The organism is Streptomyces montanus (assembly GCF_005786655.1).
GTDB classification, from domain to species: domain Bacteria; phylum Actinomycetota; class Actinomycetes; order Streptomycetales; family Streptomycetaceae; genus Streptomyces; species Streptomyces sporangiiformans.
In genome coordinates, this window is the sequence record NZ_VBZC01000027.1 from 1 (window position 1) to 13,770 (window position 13,770).

Genomic DNA, 13,770 nt, shown 5'->3' on the forward strand with positions numbered 1-13,770 from the left:
GACTGCGGGGTTGCGCCCCAGGTCTCACCGCGGGGTTCGGCCTTCAGGCCCGACTGCGGGGTTTCGCCCTCGGACCCGACTGCGGGGTTGCGCCCCAGGTCTCACCGCGGGGTTCGGCCCCCAGGCCCGACCGCGGGGTTCCACCCTCGGACCCCACCACGGGGTCCGCCCCTCAGGCCCGACCGCGGGGTTCCCCCCGGACCCCACCACGGGGTTCCGCCCCCGGACCCCACCACGGGGCTCAGGCCCTGGACCCCCGCTGGGAGCTGTGTCCCCAGACCCCCAATCGGCCCGAACAGCCTCGTCCTCAAACGCCGGACGGGCTGAAGGGTGCCCGACCAGAGCATTGGAGCCGCCCCTATGCATCTCGACCACACCCACTCCCACGACGGACCGTCCGCCATCAGTGCCGACGCTCACCGGCCCGACGGTACGCGTCGGGCCCTGCGGATCGGGCTCGGTGGGCCCGTCGGGTCCGGTAAGACCGCGACCGTTGCCGCGCTCTGCCGTGCGCTGCGCGATGAGATCTCCCTCGCCGTCGTCACCAATGACATCTACACGCGCGAGGACGCGGAGTTCCTTCTGCGGGAGGCCGTGCTGCCGCCCGAGCGGATCACCGCCGTCGAGACGGGGGCATGCCCGCACACGGCGATCCGGGACGACATCTCCGCGAACCTCGAAGCCGTCGAGGACCTGGAGGACGAGGTCGGGCCGCTGGATCTCATCCTCGTCGAGTCCGGTGGCGACAACCTCACCGCGACCTTCTCCAGGGGGCTCGTCGACGCGCAGATCTTCGTGATCGACGTGGCCGGTGGTGACGACATTCCCCGCAAGGGCGGGCCCGGCGTCACCACGGCCGATCTGCTGGTGGTCAACAAGACGGATCTCGCACCGTTCGTCGGCTCCGACCTCGGGCGGATGGCCACCGACGCGAAGGCGCAGCGGGCCGAACTGCCGGTCATCTTCCAGTCGTTGCGGGCCGAGGGCGGAGTCACGGACGTGGCCGCGTGGGTGCGCGGGCAGCTCGCCGCGTGGACGGCATGACGGGCGGCGCAGCCGGGGTACGGGCCACCGCACGGATCGCCGCCCGCCCCGACGGCCGGGGCGGCACCGCGCTGCCCACCCTGGAAGGCGACGGTCCGCTCGCGCTGCGCCGCACCCGGGGGAGCGGCGCCGAGGCGCGGGTGATGCTGGTCGGTGCGATGAGCGGCCCCCTGGGCGGCGACCACTTCACCGTCGAGGCGGCGGCCGCCGAGGGTGCCGCCCTGCACATCGGGTCGGCTGCCGCCACCATCGCCCTGCCGGGGCAGACCAAGGGCGAGGCACGCTACGACGTACGCCTCACCGTTGCCGAAGGCGCCGAACTGCGCTGGCTGCCCGAGCAGTTGATCTCCGCGAACGGCAGTGATCTGTACGTCACCACGCACGTCGACCTCATGCCGGGCGCCAGGCTCGTGCTGCGCGAGGAACAGGTCCTCGGGCGTGCCCACGAGGAGCCCGGCCGTCTCACCAGCCGGCTCACCGTTCGTCTTCGCGGGCGCTCGTTTCTCGACCAGGAACTGTGCTGCGGGCCCGGCGCGTCCGGCGGCTGGGACGGCCCCGCCGTACTGGCGGGGCATCGTGCGGTGGGGCAACTCGTTGTCGTACGACCGGAGTTCGCAGAGGCGCGCCCGAGCCCGCGGCTGCTGGGGGAGTACGCGGCGCTCACCCCCCTCGCCGGTCCCGGTGTCCTCGTGACCGCGCTCGCCCCGGACGCGCTACGGCTGCGCCGGACTCTCGACGAGGCGCTGCGCACACTCGACGACAGGGTCTAGCACCACACTCTCCGCTCAACGGGCAAACGCGTACCGGTTATCGGATTGGCAAAGAAGCCAAGTACCCCCTGTTCTCAGGTAGGTCACAGCCGGAAAGATCCCGTACCGACCGCAACGATGTACGGGGAGGTCCCACTTGAGGGGTATGCGTCCGCAGAGAAGGGTGACAGCGCTCGGTTCCGCCGGAGTGTTCGTCACGGCGACACTGATAGCCGGCGCCGTCGCGGCGCCGTCGGCCAGCGCGGACACCCGCCACGGCCAGGACCGTGAGGCGCGCGGCACGGCGATCGCGGCGGCACGGGCCGCGAAGTCCGGGATCGACTGGCAGGACTGCCCGGCCGACTGGGGGCTGGAGAAGCCCATCCAGTGCGGCTGGGTCACCGTGCCGCTCGACTACGCGAAGCCGAACGGCAAGCAGATCAAGCTCGCCGTCGACCACATCGGCAACACGGGAACGAAGGAGGAGCGGCAGGGCGCGCTCGTCTACAACCCGGGCGGACCCGGCGGCTCGGGCCTGCGTTTCCCGCGCCGCGTCACCACGAAGAATCCCATTTGGGCCAACACGGCGAAGGCGTACGACTTCGTGGGGTTCGACCCGCGCGGCGTCGGCCACTCGGCGCCCATCTCCTGCGTCGATCCGCAGGAGTTCGTGAAGGCGCCCAAGATGGACCCGGTGCCGGACTCCGAGGCCGACAAGCGGGCCCAGCGCAAGCTCGCCGCCGAGTACGCGGCGGGCTGTGTCGAGCGCAGCGGCGAGATGCTGCCGCACATGACGACGCCCAACACCGCACGCGACCTGGACGTCATCCGGGCCGCGCTCGGCGAGAAGAAGCTCAACTTCCTGGGTGTCTCCTACGGCACGTACATCGCCGGCGTGTACGGCACGCTGTTCCCGACCCATGTCCGCCGCATGATCGCGGACAGCGTCGTCAACCCGTCGCGCGAGAAGATCTGGTACCAGGCCAACCTGGACCAGGACGTCGCCTTCGAGATGCGCTGGAAGGACTGGACGGCGTGGGTCGCGAAGAACGACGGGGCCTTCCATCTCGGTGACACACAGGCCAAGGTCCAGGACCAGTGGCTCAAGCTGCGCGCCGAGGCCAAGAAGAGCCCCATCGGCGGGGTCGTCGGCCCGGCCGAGCTCATCTCGTTCTTCCAGAGCGCGCCGTACTACGACTCCTCCTGGGTGCCGGTCGCGACGGTGTTCAGCAAGTACGTCGCCGGTGACACCCAGGCGCTCGTCGACGCCGCCGCGCCCGATCTGTCGGACACCGCGGGCAACATCGCCGCGGAGAACGGCAACGCCGTGTACACGGCCGTCGAGTGCACGGACGCCAAGTGGCCCACCAGCTGGAAGAAGTGGGACCGCGACAACACGCGGCTGCACAAGGACTACCCGTTCATGACCTGGGCCAACGCCTGGATGAACCTGCCGTGCGCCACCTGGCCGGTCAAGCAGCAGACCCCGCTGGACGTGAAGACCGGCAAAGGGCTGCCGCCCGTGCTGATCGTGCAGGCCACGCGTGACGCCGCCACCCCGTACGAGGGCGGCGTCGAGCTGCACAAGCGGTTCAAGGGCTCGCGTCTGATCACCGAGAAGGACGCGGGTTCGCACGGGGTCACCGGACTGACCAATCCGTGCATCAACGAGCGGGTGGACACCTACCTGCTCACCGGCAAGGTCGACGCGGCCGACGTGACGTGCGCACCGCACGCCACGCCGAAGCCGTAACCAGCCGAAGAAGGGGGGGCGGCCGGACTACCGGCCGCCCCTCACGCGTTCCGCGCCGCCAGCCAGGCGTCCTCCGCCGCGTAGTCGAAGAGGTCCCCGTACGCCTCCGACATCTTGGGGTACGCCTCGCGCCAGTCCCGCCCCGCCCGTCCCGGCCGTCCGGCGGATCCGACGCCTCCGACACCTCCGGCGTCTGCGGCGAGTTGACGCTCGATCCACGCGACGGTCTCCGGCAGGGTCTCGGCGTACCGTGTCACCTCCTCGTACCCCAGCTCCCGCCGGGCCGCGGACATGTCGCAGATCACCGGGTGCGGCACCGACCACGGGGTGTCGCCCACGCCCTCCGGGGGAGGAGGGCCGTCGAGCAGGACGGTCTCGGTCTCGACACCCATCACGCTGTCGATCGCCGAGGCGATCTCCGCCACCGTGGGGGCCCCGTCGTCACAGGCGTTGAGTACGCGTGCACCGGGCTTCGCCGCGGCGAGCCGGATGAGTTCCGCGATGTTGTGGACGCTCGCCGGGTGGAAGCGGCTCTCCCCGCCGAAGGAGAGGATCCGCCTGCGCCGACCGTCCAGGTTGCGTTTCACGAAGTACAGTTCCCGCGGTGTCCGGCAGTGCGGGCCGTGGATCGCGCCCGCCCGCAGCAGCGTCGTCGGCAATGTGTCGGCGGCGGCGAGGAGTTCGCGCTCGAGGGCCGCCTTGCGGGTGCTGTAGGAGGCATCGCCCGGCGCGACCGTGCGCCGGCTCTCCGGGATGGGCACCGGGTACTGGGGAAACCCGTCCGGCTCCGCCTGCGTGTCGAAGCCGCGGCCCTTGTCGTCCTCGTACACCGACACACTGGAGATCACCACGGCCGAGCCGACGCGACCGCCGAGCCCCGTCAACTGCCGTGCGTGCTCCGACCCGAAGGCCACCAGGTCCACCAGTACGTCACAGCCGTCGCCGACCACGGCGGCCAGGGCCGCGTCGTCCTCGCGGTCCGCCCGCGCCGTCCGTACCTCCCCGGGCCACGATTGGTCCCGGTCGCCGCCCCGCGACACGGCCGTCACCTGCCAGCCGTCCCGGGCCAGGGCGCCCACGGCCACGCGCCCGATCTGTCCTGTCGCTCCGATCACCACTGCACGTCTCATGACGTGACCGTACGGCCGGACGGCCCGCCGCCCCAGGGCGTTCTGCTCTCCGCAGACTTCTCCGAGCGCGTAAGCGGGGACAGCGCGAGCGCCATGGCCCTGGGGAGGAGCGTCAACTCAACTCAGCGGCATACGCGGGAACTTGCGGGCCTTCTCCGCCTTCTCGGCGGCTTCCTCGGCCTTGACGACGGCCGCGTACCGGTCGACGTACTCCTGCTCTGAGAGGGTGAGGATCGCGTACATGATCTCGTCGGTGATGGCGCGCAGGATGGCCTTCTCGTTCTCCATGCCGGCATAGCGGGAGAAGTCGAGGGGCTTGCCGAAGCGGATCACCACGGGGTGGATGTTCGGGATGACCTTGCCCGGCGGCTGGGCCTCGAACGTGCCGATCATCGCGCACGGGATGACCGGTACCTGGGCCTTGAGGGCCATGACCGCGACGCCCACCTTGCCCTTGTAGAGGCGGCCGTCGTGCGAGCGCGTGCCCTCCGGGTAGATGCCGAGGAGTTCGTCCTTGCTCAGCACGCCGAGACCTTCGCGGATGGCCGCCTGACCCGCGTCCTTGCCGGAGCGGTCCACCGGGATCTGACCGGCGCTGCGGAAGAAGGCGGCTGTCAGCCGGCCCTTGATACCGGGACCGGTGAAGTACTCGGCCTTCGCAAGGAAGGTGATCCGCCGTTTGAGGATCGCGGGCATCAGAAAGTGGTCCGAGAAGGACAGATGGTTGCCGGCGACGATGGCCGCGCCCGTCGACGGTACGTGCTCGAGGCCCTCGATCCGTGGGCGGAAAACCAGCCTCAACAGCGGTCCCAGGATCACGTACTTGAGCACGTAGTAGAACATGGGGGCGCTCCTCATTACGACGGGTCAGCTCAACCGCCGCGTTCTCGCAGGTCAACAGGCGTGCCAGGGAGACGCCAGTGTATGTGCGGGTGCGGTTTTGTGTAACTGGGCCGGTCGGACCCCTTGCTCAGGTCTACGGCTTGCGTCCCACCCCGCAGAAGTGGGTGACGTCGACGATCTCGTCCGGCGAGGCGTCGGGGCGCCAGCGTGAGCAGGTGACGAGGCCGGGGTCGGCGAGGTCGAGGCGGTCGAAGAACCGGAGGAGTTCCTCGCGTGTGCGCAGCGTCATCGGGGCCGATCCCTGGCTGTTCCAGTAGCGGACCGCCTGGGTCATCGCCGGGCCGTCGACTTCCGTGGTGGGGTGCGAGACGACCAGGTAGCTGCCGGACGGCACGGCGTCCAGGAGCCGGTGCACGATGGACTGGGCCTCATCGGTGTCCAGAACGAAATTGAGGATGCCCAGCATCGTGATCGCGATGGGTTGGCTGAAATCCAGAGTCCGGGCGGCGCCCTGCAGGATCGTGTCGGGCGCGTGGACATCGGCGTCGATGTAGTCCGTCGCGCCTTCGGGCGTGCTGGTGAGCAGGGCGCGGGCGTGGCTGAGCACGACGGGGTCGTTGTCCACGTAGACGATCCTGCTCGTGGGAGCGACCCGCTGGGCGACTTCGTGGGTGTTGTCGACGATCGGCAGGCCGGTGCCGATGTCCAGGAACTGCCGGATTCCCGCCTCACCGGCGAGGTGACTCACGGCCCGCGCCAGGAACTGCCGGTCGGCGATGGCCGACCGGGGAATCTCCGGCACGACGGTCAGGATGTGGTCGCCCACTTCCTGGTCGATCTGGTAGTTGTCCCTGCCCCCCAGCCAGTAGTTCCAGATGCGCGCCGAGTGCGATACGCGGGTCCGGAGCTTGGGGGTCCGCACGGCGCCTTCGGAGCGTGAAGTGGAGAGGTCGGACATCCCTGCGCTCTTTTCGCTCATTACTGACAAGGCCAGTGCACAATCTAGCCCGCCTGGCCGGAACCAATCCCCGTCAAGCCTAAAGCAGTTACGGGTGCTGGAACCTGCTCGGGAGAGGGCTGGGCCTGACCGGCCCGGCCCCATCCCTCAATCTTGGGCCCGCATCAGACCCCTCAAACCTCTTCCGTAACTCCTTGCTCAACTCCTTCTGTCAGCACCTTCTCCAATGCCCCGAGAGCCGAACGGAGTTCCCCGGCGGTGATGGTCAGCGGCGGGGCGAGGCGGATGGTCGAGCCGTGGGTGTCCTTGACGAGAATGCCCTCGCGCATGAGGCGTTCGCTGATGTCGCGGCCCGTGCCGATGGCGGGGTCGATGTCGACGCCCGCCCACAGGCCACGCGCCCGGAATCCGCGCACGCCCACGCCCTTGTCCTGAAGGGACGTCAGGCCGTCGCGCAGCACCGTGCCCAGTTCGGCGGCAGCGCGCTGGAATTCGCCGGTCGACAGGAGTTCCACGACGGCGGAGCCGACCGCCGCGGCGAGCGGATTTCCGCCGAACGTCGAGCCGTGCTCGCCGGGACGCAGCACGCGGAGCACCTCGCGGCGCGCGACGACCGCGGAGACCGGCACGATGCCCCCGCCGAGCGCCTTGCCGAGCAGCAGTACGTCCGGGACGACCGCCTCGTGCTCGACGGCGAGCGTGCGGCCCGTACGCCCGAGGCCCGACTGGATCTCGTCCGCGATGAACAGGCACCCCGCCCGCCGGGTCAGTTCGCGTACGCCGGTGAGATAGCCGTCGTCCGGGATGACGACGCCCGCCTCGCCCTGGATCGGTTCGATCAGGACGGCGGCGGTCGTCTCGTCGACCGCCGCCTCGAGCGCGGCGAGGTCGTTGTACGGGACGACGCGGAAGCCCGGTGTGAACGGGCCGAAGCCCGCGCGGGCCGTCTCGTCGGTGGAGAAGCTGACGATCGTGGTCGTCCGGCCGTGGAAGTTGTCGGCCGCCACCACGATCGTCGCCCGGTCCGCAGGGACGCCCTTCACCTCGTACGCCCATTTGCGGGCGACCTTGATGCCGCTCTCCACGGCCTCGGCGCCCGTGTTCATCGGCAGCACCATGTCCAGGCCGGTCAGCTCGGCCAGGGATTCGGCGAACTCGGCGAGCCGGTCGTTGTGGAAGGCACGTGAGGTGAGCGTCAGCTGGTCGAGCTGGCGGTGTGCCGCCTCGATCAGCGCCGGGTGGCGGTGCCCGAAGTTGAGGGCCGAGTAGCCGGCCAGCATGTCGAGGTAGCGGCGGCCCTCGACGTCCTCGACCCAGGTGCCCTCGGCGTGCGCGACGACCACGGGCAGCGGATGGTAGTTGTGCGCCAGGACGGGCTCCTCGGCACGGATCAGCTCGGCGGACGAACGGTCGGACGCACGGCCGGATGAACGGAGCGAACGGCTGGGGGCGACGGTCATGAGCGGATCTCCTGGGTGCAGCACTTGATGCCCCCGCCTGCCTTGTGGAACTCCGACAGGTCGACGGGGACGGGAACGTAGCCGTTACGGCTCAGCCGGTCGGCGAGCGCTTCGGCCCGCGGTGAGATGAAGACATAGCGGCCGTCCGAGACGGAGTTGAGGCCGAACGCCATCGCGTCCTCGCGCGTGGCGATGACAGCGTCCGGAAACAGCCGCCTGAGCACCTCACGACTTCCGGGGGAGAAGGCCTCGGGGTAGTACGCGATGTTCGCTTCGGGCCCGTCGTCGAGCGCGAACAGCGCGGTGTCCAGGTGGTAGAAGTACGGATCCACCAGCTGGAGGCTGACCGTCGGGACGCCGAAGAACTCCTGCACCTCCTGGTGGGCGGCCCGCGTCGTACGAAAGCCGGTGCCGGCCAGGAGGTAGCTGCCGACCGGGACGAGATCGCCCTCGCCCTCGCACACCGACTCGGGGCGGTAGACGTCGAAGCCCGCGCCCTTGAACCAGGTCTCGTAGGCGGTCGACTCCGGCCGCCGCTGGGGCGCGTGGAACAGCGAGCCGAAGACCCGGCCCGCCACGACCAGCGCCGAGTTCGCGGCGAAGACCATGTCCGGCAGACCCGCGACCGGCTCCACGCTGTCGACCACGTGGTCGTGGGCACGGTAGGCGCGGATCAGCTCCGCCCACTGCCCTTGGGCCAGATCGACGTCGACCTGTGTGTCCTGGTGCATCCAGGGATTGATGGCGTACTGCACGGCGAAGTGTCTGGGTTCGCAGACAAGAAAGCGCCTGGGGCGCGGCACACGGCTGTAGGACACAGAGGGGTACCTCCGCTTCGTGCGGTGACACTGGGGGATGCCTCAACGGTAAGGAAGCGGGAGAAGCGGCGACAAGCAGGGACAATTGCGCGTCGGCGCAGGGATGATGCGTGTGGAGAGGGAGCGGCGCACGATCGGTGCGCGAGCTGGACGGAAACCGCCCGCTCACTCCTCCGGGGCCGGTGCCGGCTGGTTCGCGCCCGCCTCCGGGCTCTCCGGCAGCAGATGGGAGAGGACCATGTAGCTGATCGTCTTCCGGATGAACGGCTCCGTGCGGATCCGCTCCAGCACCTCCTCGAAGTGGTCCACATCACGGGCCCGTACGTGCAGCAGCGCGTCCGCGCCCCCGGTCACCGTCATCGCGGCGGCGATCTCCGGATGGTTGCGCACCACCTCCGCGAGCCGCCGCGGCGGGGCCGCGCCTTCGCAGTACACCTCGACGTACGCCTCCGTGCGCCAGCCGAGTGCCGCCGGTTTCACCGTGGCCGTGAACCCGGTGACCACACCCGTCTCGCGCATCCGGTCGACGCGGCGCTTGACCGCGGTGGCCGACAGACCGATCGCCGCACCGATCACGGCGAAACTGGTCCGGGCGTTCGCCATCAGGGCGGTGACGATCTTGCGGTCGAGCTCGTCGAACGGCGCGGACTTGGTCGTCATGCGGGCACTGTATCCAGCGGGTACGGCCACGCCCGCGGAAGTACGGGGCCCCGCGTCGTGCACGGCGCGCCCCAGTGGTCACAGCGCCGCGCCCCGCATGGGCAGGCGTGCGGATTCCTTTTACACTCCAGCCTCATGCTGCGCGCTCTCGCCGTCGATGACGAACAACCCTCCCTCGAAGAGCTGCTCTACCTGCTGGAGGCCGACCCTCGGGTGAGCAGTGTCGAGGGTGCGAGTGACGCGACGGCGGCGCTGCGCCGGATCAACCGCGCGCTGGAGTGCGGTCCCGGCGGCGACGACGCGATCGATGTGATCTTCCTCGACATCCACATGCCCGGTCTGGACGGTCTGGACGTGGCGCGGCTGCTCGCCGGTCTCGCCAAGCCGCCGCTCGTCGTGTTCGTCACCGCTCACGAGGACTTCGCGGTGCAGGCCTTCGACCTCAAGGCGGTCGACTACGTACTGAAGCCCGTACGCCGGGAACGGCTGGCCGAGGCCGTCCGTCGGGCCGCCGAGCTGAAGGACGCGGCACCGCTGATATCGGTGCACGAGCCCGACCTGGACCACATATCGGTTGAACTGGGGGGAGTCACCCGTTTTGTCGCCGTCGAGGACATCACGCATGTCGAGGCCCAGGGCGACTACGCAAGGCTGCACACCGCCCAGGGCAGCCATCTGCTGCGCATCCCGCTGTCCACGCTGGAGGAGCGCTGGCGCTCGCGCGGGTTCGTCCGAATCCACCGGCGTCATCTCGTCGCCCTGGGCCACATCAGCGAGCTCCGGCTGGACGCGGGTACCGTGAGCGTCCTGGTCGGCTCCGTCGAACTGCAGGTCAGCCGCCGTCACGCCCGCGAGCTGCGCGACCTGCTGATGCGCCGGACCGCGAGCTGAGGAGGTCCGAAGGTGGCACAGGATCCGACCGAGCGCCGCGTGGTCGTCACCGGGCCGCCCCGACGCACCCGCAGGCTGAACGGCTACCGGCCCCGCACCGAGATCGACGAGCAGACCACCCTCGGTCACGCCTACGTCCGGTCCCTCATCCGCAGCCAACTGCGCGCCGCGCTCACGGTGTTCGCCGTCCTCGTCCTGCTCGTGGGCCCGCTCCCGCTGGTCTTCACCTCGATGCACGACGGCGCGGACCTCGAATGGATCGTCCTGGGCTTCTGCGTGTATCCGCCGCTTGTGCTGCTCGCCCGCTGGTACGTACGCCGGGCCGACCGCAACGAGAAGGACTTCGTCCGCCTCGTCGAAGACCGCTGAGCCGCGCAGACAAGCGCACGAGACCGAGGACCGCCGAGCAGTGAACGAGAACTACGCCGTCCCCGCGGTCGCCCTCGTCGTCGTGGCGACCGTCTTCGTCGGCGCGTTCGGCCTGCGCATCTCACGTACCACCTCGGACTTCTACGTGGCCTCGCGCACCGTCGGGCCCCGGCTGAACGCGGCGGCCATCAGCGGCGAGTACCTCTCCGCCGCCTCCTTCCTCGGCATAGCGGGCCTCGTCCTCGTCCAGGGCCCCGACATGCTCTGGTACCCGGTCGGCTACACCGCGGGCTATCTCGTCCTGCTGCTGTTCGTGGCGGCCCCGCTGCGCCGCTCCGGCGCCTACACGCTGCCCGACTTCGCCGAGGCGCGGCTCGCGTCCCCGGCGGTCCGGCGACTGGCCGGGGCCTTCGTCGTCGGGGTCGGCTGGCTGTACCTGCTGCCTCAACTGCAGGGTGCGGGGCTGACGTTGAACGTGCTGACCGGAGCCTCCAAGCCGCTCGGCGGGATCATCGTCGCCGTCGTCGTGGTCGCGACCGTCGCCGCGGGCGGCATGCGCAGCATCACCTTCGTGCAGGCCTTCCAGTACTGGCTCAAGCTCACCGCCCTGCTCGTCCCCGCGCTCTTCCTGGTCCTCGCCTGGCAGGGCGACGGAGGGCCGCGCCACGCCTTCGACGAACCGGCCACGTTCCGCGAGCACCGTGTCGTCCGCGTCGACGGCAGCCTCGACCTGAAGCTCGTGGAACCACTGACCGTCACCGCGACCGGCACGGTCGACGGTGAGCGGTACGAGGACGAACCGGTCCGGCTCCCCGCCGGCGTGCACCACATCCAGCAGGGCACCCGGCTGGCCTTCAGCAAAGGCGACCACGTGCCCGCCGCCGACCGCGGCAGCAACGGCGGCATGTCCACCTCGCTCGCCGAGGGACGCGAGGACCGCCCGCTGTACGCCACGTACGGACTGATCCTCGCCACCTTCCTCGGCACCATGGGGCTGCCGCACGTGGTCGTTCGCTTCTACACCAGCCCGCACGGCGTCGCCGCCCGCCGCACCACCGTCGTCGTACTCGGCCTGATCGGCGCGTTCTATCTGCTGCCACCGCTCTACGGCGCCCTGGGGCGCCTGTACGCTCCCGAACTCACCCTCAGTGGAGACGCGGACGCCGCCGTGCTGCTGCTGCCCGACCGGATGATCGGCGGGCTCGGCGGGGACCTGCTGGGCGCGCTGGTCGCGGGCGGGGCCTTCGCCGCGTTCCTGTCCACCGCGTCCGGGCTGACCATGGCGGTGGCGGGCGTGCTCACCCAGGACGTGCTCCCCTCGCGCGGCGTACGGCACTTCCGGCTCGGCACGGTGCTGGCGATGATCGTGCCGCTGGCCGCGAGCGGACTCGTGGGCGGACTGCCCGTCGCGGACGCCGTGGGCCTCGCCTTCGCCGTGTCCGCGTCGTCGTTCTGCCCGCTCCTCGTCCTCGGCATCTGGTGGCGTCGGCTCACCCCGCACGGCGCCGCGGCCGGGATGCTGGTCGGCGGCGGCTCGGCGCTGCTCGCGGTCGCCGCGACCATGGCGGGCTTCCCGCGCACGGGCCCGCTGCACGCCCTGCTCGCCTGGCCCGCGCTGTGGTCGGTGCCGTTGGGTTTCCTCACCATGGTGCTGGTGTCGCTGGCCACACCCGGGCGGGTACCGGCGGGCACGGCCGCGATCCTCGCCCGCTTCCATCTGCCGGAAGAGCTGTCGGGCGGGCCGGTACGGACGGCCGTGAGCGCAAAGGAAGTTGAGGCATGAGCTTCGTGACCGAGGCATGAGCGGATTCCTGGCCGGGCTCTGCGTGGCCGTACTCCCGCTGCTGGCGGCCGGTTTCTGGCTCGGCCGGCGCACCACGCGCCCGCGGACCCTCGGCGGCCTCGGCACCCCCGTCGAGCACGCCACCTTCGAGACCCTGCACACCGCTTCGCTCGCCGCGCCCCCGCTCCGGGCCGGGCTCACCGAGGAGACGGCGCGCAAGTCGGCACGGCGGCTGCGCACCCTGCTGGGCACCGACGCGCTCTGCCTCACCGACCAGGACACGGTCCTGGCCTGGGAGGGCGCCGGCGAGCACCACCGCACGCAGATCATGGACCGGCTCGGCGGCCCGCTGGAGAGCGGCCGCGGCGAGGCCTTCCGCCTCGACTGTGCCGAACCGGACTGCCCCCTGCGCTGGGCCGTCGTCGCCCCGCTCACCGTCGACGACCGCGTGCACGGGGCGCTCGTCGCCTGCGCGCCCCGTGAGTCCGCCGTCCTGGTCCGGGCCGCCGGCGAGGTCGCCCGCTGGGTCTCGGTCCAGTTGGAGCTCGCCGATCTCGACCAGTCCCGTACCCGGCTGATCGAGGCCGAGATCAAGGCCCTGCGCGCCCAGATCTCGCCGCACTTCATCTTCAACTCGCTCGCCGTGATCGCCTCGTTCGTCCGCACCGACCCGGAGCGTGCGCGCGAACTCCTCCTGGAGTTCGCCGACTTCACCCGCTACTCGTTCCGCCGGCACGGCGACTTCACCACGCTCGCCGATGAACTGCACGCCATCGACCACTACTTGGCCCTGGTCCGGGCCCGCTTCGGGGACCGGCTGTCGGTCACCCTGCAGATAGCCCCCGAAGTGCTCCCGGTGACGCTGCCCTTCCTGTGCCTGCAGCCGCTCGTGGAGAACGCCGTGAAACACGGCCTGGAGGGTCCGGGCGGCACCGGCAAGGTCGACAAGAGCCACATCAGCATCACCGCGCAGGACGCGGGAGCCGAGGCGCTCGTCGTGATCGAGGACGACGGCCCCGGCATGGACCCCGACTGGCTGCGCCGCATCCTGGCCGGGGAGGTCAGCCCGTCGGGCGGCATCGGACTGTCGAACGTCGACGACCGGCTGCGCCAGGTCTACGGAGACGACCACGGCCTCGTCATCGAGACCGCCCTGGGTGCGGGCATGAAGATCACCGCCCGGCTGCCGAAATACCAGCCGGGCGTGCACTCGGCGGGCAGCTTTCCCCGTGCAGGGGACCGCGACCGAGGGCGCGCATGAGAGCCCCCGGACGGCTGTCCGGGGGAGGAGGAGCGCGCCCTACGGCGAGTG

The 13,770-nt window shown here is 70.5% G+C and carries 13 protein-coding genes; 7 read left to right on the top strand and 6 right to left on the bottom strand.

Features of this window, described 5'->3' with window-relative positions; genetic code table 11:
- Positions 1–360: 360 nt before the first annotated feature.
- The 3 genes from ureG (at position 361) to FE633_RS23990 (ending at position 3,546) form a co-directional block, all read left to right on the top strand.
- Positions 361–1,044, top strand: coding sequence for an urease accessory protein UreG (gene ureG, locus FE633_RS23980; protein ID WP_138047248.1), 684 nt, complete (start codon positions 361–363; stop codon positions 1,042–1,044).
- A complete protein-coding gene (locus FE633_RS23985) occupies positions 1,041–1,814 on the top strand; it encodes an urease accessory protein UreD (RefSeq protein WP_138047249.1) in 774 nt (257 codons plus the stop codon). The genes ureG and FE633_RS23985 overlap by 4 nt, the downstream gene beginning before the upstream one ends.
- Positions 1,815–1,959: 145 nt before the next feature.
- The gene (locus FE633_RS23990) at positions 1,960–3,546 is read left to right on the top strand and encodes an alpha/beta hydrolase (RefSeq protein ID WP_171060104.1); all 1,587 of its coding nucleotides are present in this window, start codon (positions 1,960–1,962) and stop codon (positions 3,544–3,546) included.
- Positions 3,547–3,587: 41 nt separating this feature from the next.
- On the opposite strand, the gene FE633_RS23995 is transcribed toward FE633_RS23990, so the two are convergent.
- The 6 genes from FE633_RS23995 to FE633_RS24020 form a co-directional block, all read right to left on the bottom strand.
- Positions 3,588–4,676 carry an NAD-dependent epimerase/dehydratase family protein gene (locus FE633_RS23995; RefSeq protein WP_138047251.1) on the bottom strand — a complete coding sequence of 363 codons (1,089 nt, stop codon included), beginning with the start codon at positions 4,674–4,676 and terminating at the stop codon, positions 3,588–3,590.
- Between the two features lie 117 nt (positions 4,677–4,793).
- A complete protein-coding gene (locus FE633_RS24000; RefSeq protein WP_138047252.1) occupies positions 4,794–5,519 on the bottom strand; it encodes a lysophospholipid acyltransferase family protein in 726 nt (241 codons plus the stop codon).
- 133 nt (positions 5,520–5,652) lie between these two features.
- The gene (locus FE633_RS24005) at positions 5,653–6,477 is read right to left on the bottom strand and encodes an SAM-dependent methyltransferase (protein WP_138047253.1); all 825 of its coding nucleotides are present in this window, start codon (positions 6,475–6,477) and stop codon (positions 5,653–5,655) included.
- Positions 6,478–6,650: 173 nt separating this feature from the next.
- Positions 6,651–7,937, bottom strand: a complete 1,287-nt coding sequence (rocD, locus tag FE633_RS24010) for an ornithine--oxo-acid transaminase (protein ID WP_138047254.1) — start codon at positions 7,935–7,937, stop codon at positions 6,651–6,653.
- Entirely contained in the window at positions 7,934–8,755 is an 822-nt protein-coding gene (gene ddaH / locus FE633_RS24015) for a dimethylargininase (protein ID WP_138047255.1), read from the bottom strand. The genes rocD and ddaH overlap by 4 nt, the downstream gene beginning before the upstream one ends.
- A 165-nt stretch (positions 8,756–8,920) precedes the next feature.
- Entirely contained in the window at positions 8,921–9,415 is a 495-nt protein-coding gene (locus FE633_RS24020; RefSeq protein WP_138047256.1) for an Lrp/AsnC family transcriptional regulator, read from the bottom strand.
- A 135-nt stretch (positions 9,416–9,550) separates the two neighbouring features.
- On the opposite strand from FE633_RS24020, the gene FE633_RS24025 reads away from it, so the two are divergent.
- Genes FE633_RS24025 through FE633_RS24040 form a run of 4 tightly spaced genes read left to right on the top strand, consistent with a single transcriptional unit; the run spans position 9,551 to position 13,719 of the window.
- The gene (locus FE633_RS24025) at positions 9,551–10,306 is read left to right on the top strand and encodes a LytR/AlgR family response regulator transcription factor (RefSeq protein ID WP_119103834.1); all 756 of its coding nucleotides are present in this window, start codon (positions 9,551–9,553) and stop codon (positions 10,304–10,306) included.
- A gap of 12 nt (positions 10,307–10,318) precedes the next feature.
- Positions 10,319–10,675, top strand: a complete 357-nt coding sequence (locus FE633_RS24030; protein ID WP_138047257.1) for a hypothetical protein — start codon at positions 10,319–10,321, stop codon at positions 10,673–10,675.
- Positions 10,676–10,715: 40 nt separating this feature from the next.
- Entirely contained in the window at positions 10,716–12,458 is a 1,743-nt protein-coding gene (locus FE633_RS24035; RefSeq protein WP_138047258.1) for a sodium/solute symporter, read from the top strand.
- Positions 12,459–12,474: 16 nt separating this feature from the next.
- On the top strand, positions 12,475–13,719 hold the full coding sequence (locus tag FE633_RS24040; protein WP_138047259.1) for a sensor histidine kinase: 1,245 nt from the start codon (positions 12,475–12,477) through the stop codon (positions 13,717–13,719).
- The last annotated feature ends 51 nt before the right edge of the window (positions 13,720–13,770 follow it).